This window comes from Falsiruegeria sp. JB4-1 (assembly GCF_055693495.1).
Genome location: NZ_JBVFTZ010000001.1, coordinates 1,134,829 through 1,152,006, shown reverse-complemented (window position 1 = coordinate 1,152,006; position 17,178 = coordinate 1,134,829). Strand labels below are relative to the sequence as shown.

Below are 17,178 nucleotides of genomic sequence, written 5' to 3'. Positions count from 1 at the left end.
CCATTCACAACCACCCCGCCGGAAATTCTCCGGCGGGGCACACCCTCCCCTATTCTCAGGGTGCCCCCAAAGACTGACGCGATCCATCACCAGGAGGAGACAGGCATGACCTTTTTCAATCCGGTTTCAGACACCGCTCAATGCACCCTTGCGCCTGCGGGCATGACACCCTTTCACGACATCGACATTCTATTGCCCGACGGCGCGCCGATTGCTGGCACCCGGATGATCGAGGACTTGTTCCATTCCGCCAACGAGTTACTCACCGATGGCGGCTACCGCCTGTCGGTGCGCCATCTGTCCGAGCCCCATCACCAGGACCCTCGCCGCTGGAGCCGCCGCACGGTGGTGTTTCTCGGCGATATTCACAGCCGCTGGCTGATCACCGACAGCGACCGCCACAAAGTGCAGCGCATCATTCGCCTTGCCCCACGCACTGTTTTGGTCGGTGGCGCTGTCTTTCTACTGGGCGAGACTGGCTTACGCGAAAGCCACCAAATCGCCGTGCACCCCAATTTCTTGGCTGCCGCCCAAGAAGAGCACCTGACCCCGGCCCAAGGCGGCGGCCACACCGCCCATTCGAACGCGCTGCACAGCGCCACAAGCCCCTTCGCCGCGCTCAATCTATTCATCGACCTGATCCGCAACGACCATGGGCAGTTCATCGCAGGTGCTCTGGCCGAATATTTGGGTCTGTCACACCCGTCCGAACGCACGCGCAGCAAGGTCGCGCTGCATCTGAAACAACGCGCCCAAGGGGACGCTTTGATCGCACGCATTCTGGACTTGATGCAGGACCACATCGAAGAACCCAAACGGGTCCGCGAGCTGGCCCGTCAGGTCGGTGTATCGACACGAAAACTGGAACGCCGTTTCCAGGAAAAGACTGATACGACGCCCTTGGTGGCATATCGCAACCTGCGGATCGAACGGGCGCATCAGTTGATGGTGCATCTCGAACCTGTCACTGCCAGAGATTGTGATCGCGACCGGGTTCAGTTCCTTGACAAACCTCAGCTATTGGTGCCGCAAAGAGCTCGGCTCCAGCCCCAGGAGCCTGCGCAGACAGGCATTCGCCAACGCGGCGACAGTGGGTACTGCCTAACGACGTTTCAGTCAGCTTTGCTGAAGAATACGCCTCCGGTTGGCCGGGCGTATTTGCCTGGGAAAACAATCACAACAATCAGTTCAATGCGTCTTACACAGGCCCTTGCGCGACTAGGTCAACAAGGTAAATCAAAGGTCCGGAAACTGGCAGGCAGGCCGTTTGCCCTCTTTGATTGGAACAAAGAAACTGGCGGTGCACCTTCAAAACCAAAGATTTCGCCTATCAGGGACGGTGTAAGATCGGCTTAAGAGAGCGCAGGACCCGCACATTCACGAAAGGCGCGAACCGCGGGAGCGGCCCCGTCCAATGGGAACTGAGCAACTTGGTTTTGAGTGAAGGCCACAGCGGTGTCGTTGTATTCCAAGCCATCCAAGACGTTGCCAAACCCACTGTCAGATGCGGTGAGGTCAAACCGATCCTCGGACAAGACATGCCGCGCCGTTGCAATCTCGATCGGGGCACCACCGTCAAAGCGCATTCCGAACCAGGGAGAGACGCTCCACGTTCGGGATTTCAACGTGACCGTCAGCGTGTAGAGCGGCTTGCTTGGATCGTAGGTGAGAATGATATCGGCGGTTTCTGTATCATGGGACAGCGTACAGATATCGCCAATTTCGGCTTCCCATGAGTAAGCGGGGGTGGTGATGAAGAGACAGGCCAGAAGAATTCGCATACAGAAGAATTAGAGAGTTGCGACTACTTGGCAAGGCATTGTCTTAACCGAATGTCAGCGTCCAGACTGACCAACAGGAAATCACCGAATATGTATCTAGGATGAGGAACCGAATTCCTCTGAATATTTTGGCCTGCATTCCATTTTGAAAAGCGCCGCGCGTGTGCCCGAAAGCCCGTGTGCAGGTGCTCGGTTTCAAAACGCCCTGACCTAGCCAGCACTCTCCCCCATTTGACATTCGCGTCTTTCGATTTCAGCCATGAAATGCCTCACCCCTGTAAACCGCTCGACATCACATGCCTTACGACGGATCACCGGGCCCTGCATCACAGCTTGGAAATGAACAAGTTGTCCAATCAAATCTCGGACGAAAGGGGGAATTTCGGTTTTGCGTGGCAGCAGAATGGTGGAAATATGGTAGATAAAGTGTTTACGCGTGAGGTTGTGAAAGACGTTAGAAAAATTTTTTGTGCTCAGAGAAGAAAAGACGACGTAGTCTTCTGCATTGTTCGGCGCGTTGCCAACTGTCAGAACTCGAGCAAAAGTTTCTTTTTTCACGATGGATAAAAGTCTTCGATCACTCACACGAAAGGGCGATTTTCTCAACCTCAGCAGGGTTGTAATTTCCTATACGAATCGCTCCAAAAAATGTAATAAAGCGAAATAAATCGCGCTAAAGTGAGAATATTATTATGCCTGGCAGACCGCCTTCATCCTTTCTCTATCCTTGTGTTTGGAAGCACCTTGAAGACACAGGGTTGGCAGGAAATCACATTACTTTGAAGAACCTGAACCTAAACTATTGCAACCGCGACGACTTCTCTCTTCCATACAAAAGTAGGCTATCAAATAGAACTCTTTGAACAAAAATTTAGAGTTGAGCGTATGTCGCTTGTTGATTTCAAAACTGCCGCAGATGTTCTTTATCTGGTGAACTTCAAGCGTCATGAGGTTGGCTTGGGCTTGGTAAATGAAGCCAGAAGCGTGGTGCCCTTCAATCATCGCGTTGTGGGATTGTTCGATGCCATAAGCCAGCGGACGTCGGAACACGGTTCTATGACCTTTGAAAGTATTGCAGTCGGTGTAGGTGTCACAGAAAGTACAATCGCCAGTGTGGCAAGCGGCAGGCTCGTACCAAAGTCCATCGCATTAGACATTTGTAAAGTTGCGGGTTTGAAAGCCGAATCAGTTGAGCCTTGCGTTGTTGGGAGAGGTAATACGCCAGTGAACTCCGAAGCATGTATTCGTAGTATTGCGTCAAAACTCGCCGCTTGATGAACTGTTCTCTTCGCTTAAGTGAGGTTATCTCTGGCTAAAGCTGTCTTTAGTTTCATCAATGTTTGACTTAAGAAAGCTACCCATAAGCGCTGATAGAAAAGATGATGATTTCAGTCCCTTAATGGAGTGAAATCATGAAGTTTGTTCAAGCTACATACGCCTATTCGTATGTTACAGCGGGATATCTGAAAGTTCTTGCGGCCATAAACTATAACCATAGTAGCTTGGAGCTATTGGTTGGAACATGTCTGATTGCAATTGGGTTCACTGCGCTCGTACACGCAGAAGGCTGAGAATTAAGCTCATCGCTTCCGCCGTTTCACATTCCCGCCCCGCTGCCCCGGCCTCCCAGCAGTGGACCGACCACGTGATTTCACCGCATCCTCTGAGGCCTTCTCGACCGCCCATTGGCGCGCCATGGGGTCGTCGGCGACAGCCAGATCGACCGCTTCCAGCCGCTTGATCTCATCTCGCAGGTTGGCGGCCTCTTCGAATTCCAGGTTCTCGGCGGCCTTGCGCATCTGCTCGCGCAGACCGTCCAGATGTGCCTCAAGGTTCGCGCCGTGCATCGGTTTGTCAATGGTGGCGGTGACGCGGTTCATGTCGACGTCGCCTTCGTAGAGGCCGGCCAGAACATCCTCGACGTTCTTTTTACCGTTGCGGGCGTGATCCCATGTTCTTCGTTATAGGCCATCTGTTTGGCGCGGCGGCGGTTGGTCTCGCCCAGCGCGCGCTCCATCGAACCGGTGATCTTGTCGGCATACATGATCACGCGGCCCTCAGCGTTCCGTGCGGCGCGGCCGATTGTCTGCACCAGCGAGGTCTCGGAGCGCAGGAAGCCCTCTTTGTCCGCATCCAGAATGGCCACCAGCCCGCATTCGGGAATATCCAGACCCTCGCGCAGCAGGTTGATCCCGATCAACACGTCAAAGGCGCCAAGGCGTAGATCGCGCAGGATCTCGATGCGTTCCAGCGTGTCGATGTCCGAGTGCATATAGCGGACCTTGATGCCCTGCTCGTGCATGTATTCGGTCAGGTCCTCGGCCATGCGTTTGGTGAGCGTCGTCACCAGCGTGCGGAAGCCGTCGGCGGCGACCTTGCGCACCTCGTCCAGCAGATCGTCGACCTGCATCTGGACTGGGCGAATTTCCACCTCAGGGTCCAAAAGACCGGTGGGACGGATCACCTGTTCGGTGAAAACGCCGCCTGTTTGTTCGATCTCCCATTTCGCCGCAGCGTGGCAGAGACAAAGACCGATTGAGGCCGCATGGCATCCCATTCTTCGAACTTCAGCGGTCGGTTGTCCATGCACGACGGCAGGCGGAAGCCGTGTTCGGCCAATGTGAACTTGCGCCGATAGTCGCCCCGGTACATGCCACCGATCTGGGGCACTGAGACGTGGCTTTCGTCGGCAAAGACAATGGCGTTGTCGGGGATGAATTCAAAGAGCGTTGGGGGCGGTTCGCCGGGGGCGCGGCCGGTCAGATAGCGCGAATAGTTCTCGATCCCGTTGCAGACGCCGGTGGCCTCGAGCATTTCCAAATCGAAGTTTGTCCGTTGCTCCAATCGCTGTGCCTCAAGTAGTTTGCCCTCGCCCACGAGTTGATCCAATCGGATGCGCAGCTCCTTCTTGATGCCGATGATGGCCTGCTGCATCGTCGGCTTTGGGGTGACATAGTGCGAGTTTGCGTAGACCCGCACCTGCTCCATCGTGTCTTTGCGTTCACCGGTCAGCGGGTCGAATTCGGTGATCTGTTCCAGCTCTTCCCCAAAAAACGAAAACTTCCAGGCGCGATCCTCGAGGTGAGCGGGCCAGATCTCCAGGCTGTCGCCGCGCACGCGGAACGAGCCGCGCTGAAACGCCTGATCGTTTCGGCGGTATTGCTGCGCCACCAGGTCCGCCATCACTTGCCGCTGGTCGTAATCCTTGCCAACTTTGAGATCTTGCGTCATCGCCCCGTAGGTTTCCACCGAACCGATACCGTAGATGCAGGACACAGAAGCAACGATGATCACGTCATCCCGCTCCAGCAGCGCCCGCGTGGCCGAGTGGCGCATGCGGTCGATCTGTTCGTTGATCTGGCTTTCCTTTTCGATATACGTGTCCGAGCGTGCGACATAAGCCTCGGGTTGGTAGTAGTCGTAGTACGAAACAAAATACTCGACCGCGTTTTCGGGAAAGAACCCTTTGAACTCGCCATAGAGCTGCGCCGCCAGCGTCTTGTTGGGAGCCAAAATGATTGCAGGTCGCTGCGTTTCCGCGATCACCTTCGCCATAGTGAACGTTTTCCCGGTGCCAGTTGCGCCCAGGAGAACCTGATCACGTTCACCATCGTTGACGCCTTGGGACAATTCGACAATGGCTGTGGGCTGGTCGCCTGCAGGTGTGAAATCCGTGTGCATGACGAACTGTTTTCCGCCCTCAAGCTTGAGACGGGCGCGGACGTCCTCGGTCGTCATCTGGGTTTTGTCAGAGTTTGCATAGGGCATCAGGCGGCGTCCTTTGTGGAAGCTCATATTTTGATCTGTTCGGTGTTTGTTTCAAGGCCGATTTGGCAAGCCAATGACAAAAACTGACATTAGGATGGAGCCACAGGCCTCAACGACCCGATCCCCCTGTAACGACAGGACAAAGCAGCGCAATTTGTAGATTGGGTTCTTGTCGGTAATACGATTTTTTGCCTATACAGAAATCGGAACAGGAGACAGCCAATGCGTGCCCGTATTTTCAAGCCAGCTCGAAACGCCATGACCTCTGGTATGGCCAAGACCCGCAAGTGGGTTCTGGAGTACGGTCAGGCCTCGTCCCGAGAAGTGGACCCGCTGATGGGCTGGACGTCCAGTTCGGACACACAAACCCAGGTGCGGCTGAGGTTCGGAACCAAAGAAGAGGCGGTCGAATACGCCCAGGCTCATGGGATTGACGCCCAGGTCATCGAACCAAAACCTCGCAAAGCAAATGTGCGCGCAGGTGGCTATGGTGAGAATTTTGCCACCAACCGCCGCGGCCCCTGGACCCACTAAGCCCGTGTTTGCAATTCGCTTGGCTGACCCAAGTGCGCATGACGTGCGTCCACTTATCGAGGCGCATTTGTCGCACAGCCAAGATGCTGGTCCCGACGAAAGTAACCACACAATGGATGTTGACGGGCTATGTGAGCCCGGAATGCTGTTCTGGGTTGTTTATGACGGGGACACACCTTTGGGATGCGGTGCACTCAAACATCTTGAAGACGGCACTGCAGAAATCAAATCCGTCCATGTTGCAGCAGCCGCTCGGGGGCAAGGTCTGGCCCGCAACCTGATGACGCATATCGAAGCTGAAGCTCGAAAGAATGGTATTTCAGCACTGGTTCTAGAAACCGGCGCAGCGCATCTGAACAATTACGATGCAGCTCGCAAGCTCTACGAAGCACTTGGGTACAACTATTGCGGCCCGATTCCCGGCTATGAGGCAGACCCGAACAGTGCCTTCATGCGATTGGACCTGCGGGCAGGCGACTGAGAAAATACTGCTTTTCCGGCAATTTCCTTTTGAACTCAATCGCCGGGGTCGGTAAGACGACTTTCAGACCCAAATTGGTCGACCAGAGCGGTCCCTTAGCTCAACTGGATAGAGCAGCTGACTTCTAATCAGCAGGTTGAGGGTTCGAGTCCTTCAGGGATCGCCAGTTTTTCACACATTTTCAATTATTTATTTTCGCTCTGCTTTCTTTTGCGAAAATTCGTTTTGTGCCTGGGACGCCGTGGGGGCGCCAAGGATGATCGCTTGAGTCCTATTTTTCGTCCTGAGCATAAAACGGCTTCCGCCATCGTTTGCACAAATTCGGCGCCTAATCGATTGTTTTGCCATGACAAAGATAAAACGCGTCCTCTCGGCGGATCTCAAGTTCTCTAACGTCCAGAGCTAAACCGTCGCAAATGGGCCCTTTGTGCATGTGGCCAGGAAACACGCCGCGCCTTCTGCGTTTCTTACGCGCGTTCTCACGACAAGAGGCTGTGCAGTACATTGCCGAAATCTTAGCGTCTTTGCGCAAGTAACACCCGCAGAGGATGCACCAACGCAAATCCCGCGCGTCAGCTACTCTATGACGCCAAGCAAGCCAATCGCGTCTGTAACGCCATTGCTTTGTATATCCGGCCGCTGTCATAGCTCGGGCGAATCCATGCGCTCCTGAAAATCCTAGTTCTCTACAAATGCACACCAAAAGAGTAACCGCTTTCCGTCACCTGATTTACAGTTGAGAGCGTCGAAAACCTGGATCAAGAGCGCCTTGGCACGATAGCCAACTTCAATCACAGTTGTGCCAACGTAATTCATAGTGCCAATCTCAGCTTTGGGTAATCCGCATGACCTCCACCCACGATGAGCACTGGCCGCATAGATTCAGGCACCAAGTAACTTTTGGTACGAAACTCATCCGGCGACGTCTCTCAGCCCAATGCGGACACAGTGTAAACGGTCGGCGGGTCCTACCTGTTAGTGCTGAGGGCGGACTGTTGCCATTCGCTGCTCTCTCGATGAACGGCAGCTATGCGCAGAAATATTGCTTTTGCATACCCCGATGACGCATTGATCATAACAGCTTTGCATAGTTGAATGTTTTCCGCATACTTCGTTCAATTGCGAATAGGAACAACGAGGAACCGACTATGAAGAAATTTCTCGCTCCAGCTATTTTGCTATTGGCGACTTTGACACTTGCCGCATGCGACGATGCTGGAAGCTCGACTGCATCGACAGATGTAACACATGCACAGCAAGCGTGTTTGCGTGATGTGGCCAACACCACAAACAACTCTCAAGTCGTAGTGCTTTCATCGGCGTTTAGTGAGGCTGGAACGCAGGTCATTGTTGGCGTCGGTGAAGATCGCGCACCTTGGAATTGTATCGCATACAGTGATGGCGCTACTGCCGGTATCGAGTTTATGGGTGACGAAGGAACACTTTGACCTAGTTCCTGCGTAGCTGGGAACAGCGACGCGGCAATGGCTCAATCCACCGAGGTTCGACTTGGTTTGTAAAGCAACCACTACGATTTTCGCATTGCTCTACGTGGTGGCGCTGTTTTTATTCTTGACCGGAACCTATGGTTGGTTTGGACAGGAAAGAGATCCCTTGTCCGGCGTGTTCCTTTTACCGCTGGGTCTGCCTTGGGTATTTTTGTCGGACATGTTTTCGGAACAGGCCAAGCCCTGGCTCGCCGCAAGTGCACCGGTGGTTAACCTGTTAGCACTGTTCTTTTTTTGCAGATGGGCGCGTGGTCGGCGTCAGAAGTGAAAGCGGATCTAATGATTACCGCATGGGAGGACAAAATAGGTAAACTGATTTTGGGGATTGTGATTGGACTTGTCCTTGGCGTGCTCGGGGCGATGACCTTTGGCGGAAGTGCCGCAATGGGCGTTGGCGTCGCGACGGGCCTGTCTGCCGGTGTCTGCTCGACATTAAAAGGTGCACAAGCCGAAGACTTGATCACCGCAGAGCAAGCTGATCAGATCCTCAATCGCGTGAATTCGGAAATGGCGGCATTGCAAGGCATTGAGACAACTGAACAGATCGTCGGAACTGCAAAAGCATGCGATGAGTTTTTGGCAAAGCTACGAGAGGAAAAGTGAGCGTATCCCGGCTTCGCTACAGCGAAGAAATTGTCAAACAACGCAAAGGACCCCATAAATGCACTTTGACTTGGCGCACGCGATTGTAACCGTACTGCTGCTTCTCGCTACGATGTTTGTCCTCCAAAAATTGGGCATCATCAAATAAGAAGGCCGCAACAAGTTTAGCTGGAAAGCAGTCATTGCAATGGCAGTCGTCGTATTCGTACTGAATTTGGTATGGCCTTACGGACCATGACATAAAGACTGTCCGGTCACTGTTGTGTTGGGCTGCAAACTTCAAAGATCATTCAACAAGGGATCATCTGATGAACCGTAAGACGCTCAAACTTCTCACACCTTTGTTTGTATTCGCAAACACCGCGGCGTTGGCAATGTCGGAAGCCGATGACGCATGCCTCGACCATTTACGGCAGGTTGGTGGACCAGACGGGCAATCCGGCACAATTGAAAGCTCGCAATTCTCAGAAGCTGGTACGCAGGTCATGTTGCGTGATGCTGGTGGAACACTTTGGCGATGCATTGCGTACAAAGATGGCAGCATTGGAGAAATGTCGGTTGTCGAAGCCATGGATGATGGCAATGGCGCAATGGCGGGCGCAGCAGGTTCCACCGGTAGCCAACGGGTCAAATTCGATGCCGGATCAACCGGCGCCGAACTTGTCGGTCAACTCGCGCCCGGAGCATCCCAACAATACGTTTTAGGTGCGAAGAACGAACAATTCCTGTACGTCCGCGTTGCCCCGCGTAGTGGCTCATTGGACTACGTTATTCGAAACCCTGATGGATCTGAACTTTTGGGGTTGATGTCGGCGGACCAAGAGTACCGCGGACAACTTTGGCAATCCGGCGACCACGTTATCGAAGTCATCAATCGCGGGAACTCTTCCGTCGATTACAACGTAATTTTCGGGATTGAGTGAGCAATCGCATAACAAACCAAGAGGCCAACGAGCGATTGAAAGTGAGAAACAATGGCCTGATGTTTGCCAGCGCGGTTTGTCTTTCCACGCCGACAGCTTGCAATGGGAGTTGCTGAGGTATCTTCACTAACATCATACCTGAAAGAAGGAGCATCGAATTGCATTTCGATTTGGCCCATGCGGCGGTTATTGTTGCCGCCTTGATAGCCACAAACTTGGCGCTGAAATCGGTTGGTGTGATCAACGAAGAAAACAAACACCAGTGGAACTGGAAAGTTGTTCTAGCCTACTTCGTCGTCGTCGCTATCATCAATCTTGTGTGGCCAATGTGAAGCTGGAGAGATCTCAGCGTCATCTTGATATGGCCATAGTGCGAAATCTCTCTAAGCGTGTATCCGGACGTAAGGATGCTGGCACATAGGTCTGAAGAATAGAAAGGTACTGGCATGCGTTTTTTGGTATCCCTTGTTTTCGCGGTTGCTCTCGCAACCACCGCGAGCTCTGACGTGACCAGCCGAAACGGCGGCGCGAGTAGCAGTCAAATGCTCGCTAAAGGTAAAGACGGAGGGGTTGATGGCATTGCTTATTTCCGCCCAGTCTTAAGCGGAGTTTTGTATCGATCCGGTTTCAAAGGGGGTGATAAGGATCGAACTGGCTTGAGTGACGGTCAGCGCAAAGCTCTCTGTAGCGAGGGGTTTTCAACCGGTTTTTATGCTGACTTCGGTAAGAACACTGAATATGGTCGCACGAGTTGCGGAAACGGGTCTTTTGACTATCAAAGTGCCAGATCATCCCGTCCCAGCGCAGTTATGACCTCCATACACAATGTCATCGAAAACCCAGGACAAGGACCCGTTTTGGTCCACTGCATGTGGGGAGTTCATTCTTCCGGCGCACTATCGGCAATGGCACTTGTTCAGTTTTGCGGGTGGTCGGAAGAAAGAGCTAAGGGCTATTGGAACGAAGCCCGAAACGGAGCCCCTTGTTCGGGTGGATGTGACAAATGGATCGACGCAAAGTTCTCTAACTTCAGTGTGGATCCCAATTTGAAGATTTCCGCCCAACAACAGGCAGCGATTTGCCCCAAATAGCAGTGTGAGGACCTTTCAGATGAAGATCAGTCTAATGACTCCTTTGGCGTTCGTGTTGCCCAATATGCTATTGGCGAGCGATGAGGTCATAGGTCAGGCTACTACATTTGAAAGCCCCAACGGCGTCATTGAACGTTGCATTCGGATCGAAAGCATTCCAACCGGCGAATACACGAGCAGCGATCTCAGAGCCGAAGAAGCTTACTGCGAGATTGACTTCTACGCACCGACCACTGCTATCTGCCCGAAAACCTGGAGCACCAGCCCAGGGATGGCAGTTTATGATGTGTCCGAGGGGTCTTACGTAGGTAACCGACCCGAGTTTGAACGAAATGCTTGCAAAGAGGGCAAGTCAGCAAAGGACCTGGCCAAGGACAGGGTGGCAAAGTTCAAGTCCACCATGAACCAAAAGGGCACCAGTGGTACGTTTTCCACCTCTTCATTGCTCTACTACCACTTCTCCAGATACTTCGACACCACGGTGAAAGTTCCAGTATCTGTTTGGCGCAGCATGGATGCAAAGGCGCATCTTTCCGAGGTTGCAGAGCCCGGCCTTGCGATTTCTGGTGGCTCTCATGGCGGACGTATGAACCATGAGGGCTGGCGGGTTTTCGTCACTGCGGACTCTGATCCGGCCTCATACAAACCGACAGACGATCTGTTCACCGAGGATCGATCACAAATCTACGGTGTGCTTCTTGATAGTCCGGGGCATCGATATGGCTCTGAAATCAACGGCATCCGGAAATCCGGTTGGGGCAAAGGTCAGAACCGCGATTTTCAGGAAACCCCGGCGTTCTTGGCATTGCGTTCCCAAAAACCGCTGCCAGAGGCGATTGTTGAAGGCCTCGAAAAAGGTCGAAAAGACAGGCAAATAAACAAAGATCTTGGCCCGGATGTCAGCGATCGGCAGATGGCATTCTGGATGCAGGAGCTTACTGAGATTGTTCTGCTCGACTTCATTTTCAGCCAACAGGACCGCGTCGGCAACATAGATTTCACACCCTACTGGTATTGGATCGAAGACGGTGAACTCAAGCACAAGAAGGCGAAGCATCATGAACCAGATGATGGTGATGTTCCGGCCAACGCAGAATTGATCCGTCGCAGCAATTTGAACGACAACGATGCCGGGGGGCGGGTCGAGTACGCCAACTTTGCAAAATCCACTCAGATGCTGGAAAAGGTACGACACTTCTCTCCGAGCACATATCGTCGTTTGGTTGCGCTGGATACTGATCTGCAAGCACAAGGTCCAATTTTTAACTGGCTGAATCAGAGTCTTGGACTTTCGGACCGGCAGGTTACTCAAGTTGTCAAAAACACTGCGCTTGCAACGTCCATTCTTCGGAACAGTTGTTCGAATGGTGACGTGAAGTTTGACTTAGACCCGGTCGCATTCTTCTTGAAGAACGAAACCATCGCCGAAGCGATAGATTGCAATGACCCGTAAGTTCCGCGCCTTTTTCGCGAGCGTCATACTGACCTCGCTGATCGCAGGTAGAGCGGCGGCACTGGATGTTATCGTAATATCGGATCTGAACGGCAGCTATGGTTCAACAGATTACAGTGCCCGCGTTGATGCCGCGATTGAGCGCATCGTTGAGATTGAACCCGATCTGGTGATATCAACCGGTGACATGGTCGCTGGACAGCGCACTCCCAACCTGTCTGACAAGCAGGTCAGAGAGATGTGGAAGTCTTTTCACAAGGCTGTCTCAGATCCCTTGAAGACAGCGGGGATTCCGTTTGCGGTGACCCCTGGAAACCATGATGCCTCTGCCTATCGTGGGTTCGAGCGGGAAAGAAAAATCTATGCGCAGGAGTGGTCGCCTAGGAAGCCAGAAGTCGACTTTCTTGTTTCGGATGATTACCCGTTTTTCTACGCATTCGAGATGCAGGGCATAACGTTTGCATCTTTGGATGCCACAACCCTTGGACCGTTGTCCGGCGATCAGATGGACCGACTTGAAGCGCTGGGCGCACATGGAGACCCCATTGTAACATTCAGTCACTTGCCGCTTTGGCCGTTTGCGATCCAGCGAGAACGCGAGATTATCGGTGATCCAACACTCGAGAATATCTATCTCGATAGCGGGGTTGTTCTGCATTTGTCTGGTCATCACCACGTATTCTACCCAGGGTGGAAAGATGGTGTCGCCTATGTCTCGCAGGCTTGTTTGGGAGGAGGGGCCAGGCGGTTGATCGGAACCGCCGACAGATCGCCACACAGCTTCACTCATGTCAAATTCCGGCCAGACGGAGAGTTTGATATTGCTGTGTATCGAGGTCCCGATTTCGAAAGGTCGACAGACTTCAGGTCGCTCCCAAAAGAGATCAGATCCCCGAGCGCCGTGTTAAAACGACTTGATCTTGTGAAGTGATTAGAGGTTGAGTTTCAGCTCAACTTTCTCAGGAACTACCTTGATGATCATCTCTTCGATCCGGGCTTCTGAAAGTCCACCGGAAGTGACATAAAGCAGTGTAACCCGAGACTTGCCGGGAACGTGATGCTTTCTGACCAACTGCCAACCGGCGTCTGTGGCCATAGCTTCAACGGCTCCACTGATTTCCAAGGAATGCTCTTCATCCGAACTCTTGAGAGAAACCTCTACGCCTTTGTTTCGCCCGCCGAGCCAAATGAAGCACCAGCATACAACGCCAACCAGCGCTGCCATAAGGGGCAAGCCCAGACCAACCGCCAACCCAAGAACGGTTACGATTATCATTTCGACAGTGTCTACCGGATCGTCGAGATTTGAGCGGAACCTGAGCAACGCGCCAATCCCAAAGACAACGAAACCGATCATTGACCCGTGTTGCACGACCAGGAAACCAACGGCCATTCCAATCAGAGCGTAGAGGAAGAACAATCTGGGCATAACCAAGTCGCTTACACTTCGTCGTGCTCTACGCCTTACGGGATGATAGACAATCAACGCGGTCAAAAAAATCGTCACAACGACATCCAGAACGAAGAAGTACAGTTCCCGTTTGCCTCGGAACTGAGTCCAACCCTGCTCAATGACGATTTCTGACTCAGACGTGCCTGCAAGCAGGGAAGCAGGGTCTATTTGTGAATAGCCGATGGTCGGTGCAAACGCAGCCAACAGAAAAGCTTGTGTCACAAAAAGTGTCCTCAAAGTTTATTCCTCCTGCTGTGGTTTCCAAGTGTGCGTCTCCGCCAGGCAGCTCGCCTCATTTCCTCAGTGATCAGCGGCCAAGATGCTCTCCAGCATGTTCATTCAACCGTATGTGTCTAAAACCGGCAAAGGTTTACTGCGTCAAAAACCAGACTTTCACGAAACACTGTGTTAGCTTGGTCATCATCCTAGTTTGGTTGGCTGAGAGTCACGTCAACAGCAACACAAAAATTGCACGTATGAAGCAGTCGACTGATCATCCCTTTAGAACAAGTGGTGTCTGCGCAACTATCTTCCTGGTTGCCAGCAGTCTGGCTTTGTTAAGCCCAGTAAAGGCGCAAACTGATGTGCTGGAACTTTTAGGTTCATACAAGGTCGCTGACAAATCCGAAGGTTTTGCAGAGCCATCAGGATTATCGCTTTCCAGTATTGACGGCTTCTTGTGGGCGGTAAGCGATGAAGCCCCAAAACTACATCTCCTTGGAACAGACGGACGACTTAAGAGTTCGTTCAAATTGCCAGAACAGATGGGAACAGACCTGGAAGGCGTCGCAAGTCGAAAAGACGGATCTGTTTTGTTGTTGCAGGAAACTGACAGGTCCATCGTGACGGTAAATCCTACCGATCCAATCACAGTCAGTGCGACATCAATATCTTCACTCAAGGGCTATGAGACAGTTGCATCAATGCTTGCTGAGAACCCCCTGAACAAGGGTCCAGAGGGGATCACTGTAGATCAACATACCGGGCAGGTGTTTGTTGTTATTGAGGGTCAACCAAGACTGTTGCTCGTTATCTCTCCGGAGATTGACGAGATCGTCGATGCAGTTCCACTAACGGAACAGAGTGGTTTTGTTTCACCTCGCGCGACCGACGACGAGTTGGATGTCAGTGGGATCGCTTGGTCCGGGAAAACGAAGTCATTGTGGATACTCAGCGACAAAGGACGAGGAATATTCATCTTTGACTACAAAACGAAGACCACAAAAGCATTGGACCTAGTCTACTCAAAAAAAGAGGACCTAAAAGAAGTCAAAAACCCTGAGGGGATAGCCTTGGATGAAAGAGGTGGCGTCCTTTATATATTGACGGATGATGGCAAAAAATCCCGACTTCTTGCGTTTTCCATGCCAAAGTTTTGAGGGCCAATGATGAGACCTGTTTCAGGCAATAACACTTACAAATAGAGACAATTTTTATGGACAATGAGTTCCGCAACCCTCATGTGGATTGCTCGTCCTATTTAGATAAACGCACCGGATTGGAACACGTTTTGATCTTGCTTTCGGCAGATCGCGGCAAAACCGATGCGACGGGCTGCCTGGAAAGCGTTGGGGTTCAGTCCTGACTTGTTGCGCCAGATACTTGGGACCCCAAAAAGCAAATAGATCGGACCAAAAATCGCTTCGACATCGAAAGTGCTCTACTGGCCGGGTAGGTAGACCGTCGCCTACGCGGATTTAGCTAGTAGCGGACCTTGATCACCAACGGCAAGAACGTCAGGTTTGGGCCGTTAGTAAACTGAGGCATACAGGGCGGGAAGTGGTCATTCGCTGCGCTCGAGGCCAAGGTCTGCTTTGCTGCGCAATGCCGACAATCGTCGCGGCCTAAAATAAGTTCTCTAAGCACCGATACAATCGCTGCTTAGCAGTTCAAGCTGTGTGCGAAACGGCGCCTCCACAAACGGTCACGGCAATGCGCGCATTTGCTAATTGGTTTTCCTCAATCGAAAACAGGTTCTGTTCGAGAATGGCAATGTCGGCCAGATATCCCGACTTCAGACGGCCCTTTTGATTCTCGTTGAACTCCAGCCAAGCATTGTCATGCGAATAAGCGGAAAGCGTGGCCATAAGGCTTTGACGGTTGTCCTGCCAGGGCGATGGCAGCTCATTGCAGTTTACCGCTCCGGCAATCGTCATCATCGTGTCGACGGGAACGACTGGCCAATCCGTCGAGAAACAAATCTTGGCGCCACTCTCGCGTATTTTGTTCCAAGCAAACGCAAAAGGGATTTGCTCGGTTGTCAGAATGTCTCCGGCCGAATAGGGAGAAAACAATCCTCCTGCGGGTGAGTGCAGGGGCTGGAGAGAGGCAACGACGTCGAGGGCTGCCAGCCGCGGCAAATCCAAGGGGTCAATAACCTCGATATGTTCGATGCGGTGTCGGGAATCCCGGGCGCCATTGGCGTTGCGCGCGGCCTCGTAACCGTCCAACGTGCACCGAACGGCACCGTCGCCTATTGCGTGCGTGCTGAGTTGCAACCCCATTGCATCAGCACGAATGCAGGCTTCGTTGAAGTGTTCGGCGCTGAATACGGCATCTCCCAGGCTATCCGGCTTCCCAGGATAGGGCGCAAGCATCAGCGCCGTGTAGCTGTCCAGCACGCCATCCATGAACATCTTAACCCGACCGGACCAAACCATATCCGAAGCAAAGCGGCGGCGCATCTCATCGGCCTCTTCCAGTCGATCCAGGGAGTCAGTGTTTTTGAGGTGCATGGGAACCTGAACCCGTATCGGGAGACGACCCTCCGCCTCAAGTTCGCTCAGCAGTTCGAGTTGGTAGAAGTTGCCATCCATGTTGTGCAGCCCCGTAATCCCGTGGGATGCACAGTGGTTCAAGCCACGCAGGATGACCTCTTTGTCAAAGGCGCGTTCTTTGAGCGTCGCGGGCGGCTCGGGATCCGCCCCTGTGACGTAGCCCAGCAGATCACGTCCTCCCAGTTGCGACAGGCGGAGAACCGGGCCAAATGCGCCGGTTTCGTTCAACTGGCCTTGTGCGGTGCCATCCCCGGCCATCACGATCTCCGAACCGGGGGGTACGACTGCGCCTTTAAGAATGCCCGCCTTCTGCAAGGCGATTGTGTTCGCCCAGACCGTGTGATGGTCCGCCGACATCAGCGCAACCGGTCGCTCAGACAGAATGCGATCCAGATCTTGCCGAGTGGTTTTGACGCCTGGTCCGAGAATTTCGTAATCGGCCGCAACGCCCATCAGCAAAGGTTCTTCCGGGTGCTCAGCAGCAAAAGTTCGCAACGCCTTGGTCAGTGCATCAGCGCCCATCGTTTCGCGCAGGTCCAACATGCCCAGCTCGGCCGCCCCGCCAAAAAGGTGCACGTGGCTGTCAATAAAGCCGGGCATGACTGTGCCACCAGCGGCATCAATGATTTTGGTTCCAATCCCAGCCAGGGCGCGAATGTCGTCGGTGTTTCCAACAGCCACAATTATGCCGCCCTGAATGGCCAGGGCCGAAGCCTTCGGCGTGGCGTCGTCAAAGGTCAGGAGAGAACCGTTGAGGATTATCAGATCAGGTGTTGGCGACATGCGGCCTCTTGTGTCTGTGATGG

The 17,178-nt window shown here is 53.0% G+C and carries 16 protein-coding genes, 1 tRNA gene and 1 pseudogene; 13 read left to right on the top strand and 5 right to left on the bottom strand.

Annotated elements, in window-relative coordinates:
* Positions 1-105: 105 nt before the first annotated feature.
* The gene (locus tag ACZ1HE_RS05930) at positions 106-1,356 is read left to right on the top strand and encodes a helix-turn-helix domain-containing protein (RefSeq protein WP_472619953.1); all 1,251 of its coding nucleotides are present in this window, start codon (positions 106-108) and stop codon (positions 1,354-1,356) included.
* Here the strand turns inward: ACZ1HE_RS05930 and ACZ1HE_RS05925 are convergent.
* Together ACZ1HE_RS05925 and ACZ1HE_RS05920 are read right to left on the bottom strand one after the other, a co-directional pair.
* Positions 1,353-1,781 carry a hypothetical protein gene (locus ACZ1HE_RS05925; protein WP_472619952.1) on the bottom strand — a complete coding sequence of 143 codons (429 nt, stop codon included), beginning with the start codon at positions 1,779-1,781 and terminating at the stop codon, positions 1,353-1,355. The genes ACZ1HE_RS05930 and ACZ1HE_RS05925 overlap by 4 nt on opposite strands.
* A 210-nt stretch (positions 1,782-1,991) precedes the next feature.
* The gene (locus ACZ1HE_RS05920) at positions 1,992-2,339 is read right to left on the bottom strand and encodes a hypothetical protein (RefSeq protein WP_472619951.1); all 348 of its coding nucleotides are present in this window, start codon (positions 2,337-2,339) and stop codon (positions 1,992-1,994) included.
* A 327-nt stretch (positions 2,340-2,666) separates the two neighbouring features.
* Here ACZ1HE_RS05920 and ACZ1HE_RS05915 point away from each other — a divergent pair, with 327 nt between their 5' ends.
* Complete coding sequence (locus tag ACZ1HE_RS05915) at positions 2,667-3,056, top strand: hypothetical protein (RefSeq protein ID WP_472619950.1); 390 nt, start codon at positions 2,667-2,669, stop codon at positions 3,054-3,056.
* Positions 3,057-3,361: 305 nt separating this feature from the next.
* Here ACZ1HE_RS05915 and uvrB read toward each other — a convergent pair.
* Positions 3,362-5,549, bottom strand: a pseudogene (gene uvrB / locus ACZ1HE_RS05910) (excinuclease ABC subunit UvrB).
* Between the two features lie 222 nt (positions 5,550-5,771).
* Here uvrB and ACZ1HE_RS05905 point away from each other — a divergent pair.
* From ACZ1HE_RS05905 to ACZ1HE_RS05860, 10 genes are all read left to right on the top strand, one after another.
* Entirely contained in the window at positions 5,772-6,083 is a 312-nt protein-coding gene (locus ACZ1HE_RS05905) for an ETC complex I subunit (protein ID WP_472619949.1), read from the top strand.
* 19 nt (positions 6,084-6,102) lie between these two features.
* Complete coding sequence (locus ACZ1HE_RS05900; RefSeq protein ID WP_472619948.1) at positions 6,103-6,564, top strand: GNAT family N-acetyltransferase; 462 nt, start codon at positions 6,103-6,105, stop codon at positions 6,562-6,564.
* 89 nt (positions 6,565-6,653) lie between these two features.
* Positions 6,654-6,730, top strand: a tRNA-Arg gene (locus ACZ1HE_RS05895).
* A gap of 982 nt (positions 6,731-7,712) precedes the next feature.
* On the top strand, positions 7,713-8,012 hold the full coding sequence (locus tag ACZ1HE_RS05890) for a hypothetical protein (RefSeq protein WP_472619947.1): 300 nt from the start codon (positions 7,713-7,715) through the stop codon (positions 8,010-8,012).
* Positions 8,013-8,336: 324 nt separating this feature from the next.
* Positions 8,337-8,675, top strand: a complete 339-nt coding sequence (locus tag ACZ1HE_RS05885) for a hypothetical protein (RefSeq protein WP_472619946.1) — start codon at positions 8,337-8,339, stop codon at positions 8,673-8,675.
* A 308-nt stretch (positions 8,676-8,983) separates the two neighbouring features.
* Positions 8,984-9,598: a hypothetical protein gene (locus ACZ1HE_RS05880; RefSeq protein WP_472619945.1), complete on the top strand. Its 615-nt coding sequence runs from the start codon at positions 8,984-8,986 to the stop codon at positions 9,596-9,598.
* Positions 9,599-9,756: 158 nt separating this feature from the next.
* Positions 9,757-9,930, top strand: coding sequence for a hypothetical protein (locus ACZ1HE_RS05875; protein ID WP_472619944.1), 174 nt, complete (start codon positions 9,757-9,759; stop codon positions 9,928-9,930).
* 114 nt (positions 9,931-10,044) lie between these two features.
* Positions 10,045-10,689 (top strand): protein-tyrosine phosphatase family protein, encoded by a 645-nt coding sequence (locus ACZ1HE_RS05870; protein ID WP_472619943.1) that lies wholly within the window; start codon positions 10,045-10,047, stop codon positions 10,687-10,689.
* Positions 10,690-11,089: 400 nt separating this feature from the next.
* On the top strand, positions 11,090-12,142 hold the full coding sequence (locus tag ACZ1HE_RS05865) for a hypothetical protein (RefSeq protein WP_472619942.1): 1,053 nt from the start codon (positions 11,090-11,092) through the stop codon (positions 12,140-12,142).
* A complete protein-coding gene (locus tag ACZ1HE_RS05860) occupies positions 12,132-13,073 on the top strand; it encodes a metallophosphoesterase family protein (RefSeq protein WP_472619941.1) in 942 nt (313 codons plus the stop codon). Before ACZ1HE_RS05865 ends, ACZ1HE_RS05860 begins: the two co-directional genes overlap by 11 nt.
* On the opposite strand, the gene ACZ1HE_RS05855 is transcribed toward ACZ1HE_RS05860, so the two are convergent.
* Complete coding sequence (locus ACZ1HE_RS05855) at positions 13,074-13,817, bottom strand: hypothetical protein (RefSeq protein WP_472619940.1); 744 nt, start codon at positions 13,815-13,817, stop codon at positions 13,074-13,076. It abuts the gene before it with no gap.
* A 191-nt stretch (positions 13,818-14,008) separates the two neighbouring features.
* On the opposite strand from ACZ1HE_RS05855, the gene ACZ1HE_RS05850 reads away from it, so the two are divergent.
* On the top strand, positions 14,009-14,974 hold the full coding sequence (locus ACZ1HE_RS05850) for an SdiA-regulated domain-containing protein (RefSeq protein ID WP_472619939.1): 966 nt from the start codon (positions 14,009-14,011) through the stop codon (positions 14,972-14,974).
* 510 nt (positions 14,975-15,484) lie between these two features.
* Here ACZ1HE_RS05850 and ACZ1HE_RS05845 read toward each other — a convergent pair.
* Positions 15,485-17,155 carry an amidohydrolase gene (locus tag ACZ1HE_RS05845; RefSeq protein WP_472619938.1) on the bottom strand — a complete coding sequence of 557 codons (1,671 nt, stop codon included), beginning with the start codon at positions 17,153-17,155 and terminating at the stop codon, positions 15,485-15,487.
* Positions 17,156-17,178 lie beyond the last annotated feature (23 nt).

Coding starts and splice junctions, on each gene's coding strand:
- ACZ1HE_RS05930 (WP_472619953.1), top strand. CDS start 106: ATGACCTTTTTCAATCCGGTTTCAGACACCGCTCAATGCACCCTTGCG.
- ACZ1HE_RS05925 (WP_472619952.1), bottom strand. CDS start 1,781: ATGCGAATTCTTCTGGCCTGTCTCTTCATCACCACCCCCGCTTACTCA.
- ACZ1HE_RS05915 (WP_472619950.1), top strand. CDS start 2,667: ATGTCGCTTGTTGATTTCAAAACTGCCGCAGATGTTCTTTATCTGGTG.
- ACZ1HE_RS05905 (WP_472619949.1), top strand. CDS start 5,772: ATGCGTGCCCGTATTTTCAAGCCAGCTCGAAACGCCATGACCTCTGGT.
- ACZ1HE_RS05890 (WP_472619947.1), top strand. CDS start 7,713: ATGAAGAAATTTCTCGCTCCAGCTATTTTGCTATTGGCGACTTTGACA.
- ACZ1HE_RS05880 (WP_472619945.1), top strand. CDS start 8,984: ATGAACCGTAAGACGCTCAAACTTCTCACACCTTTGTTTGTATTCGCA.
- ACZ1HE_RS05870 (WP_472619943.1), top strand. CDS start 10,045: ATGCGTTTTTTGGTATCCCTTGTTTTCGCGGTTGCTCTCGCAACCACC.
- ACZ1HE_RS05865 (WP_472619942.1), top strand. CDS start 11,090: ATGAACCAAAAGGGCACCAGTGGTACGTTTTCCACCTCTTCATTGCTC.
- ACZ1HE_RS05860 (WP_472619941.1), top strand. CDS start 12,132: ATGACCCGTAAGTTCCGCGCCTTTTTCGCGAGCGTCATACTGACCTCG.
- ACZ1HE_RS05845 (WP_472619938.1), bottom strand. CDS start 17,155: ATGTCGCCAACACCTGATCTGATAATCCTCAACGGTTCTCTCCTGACC.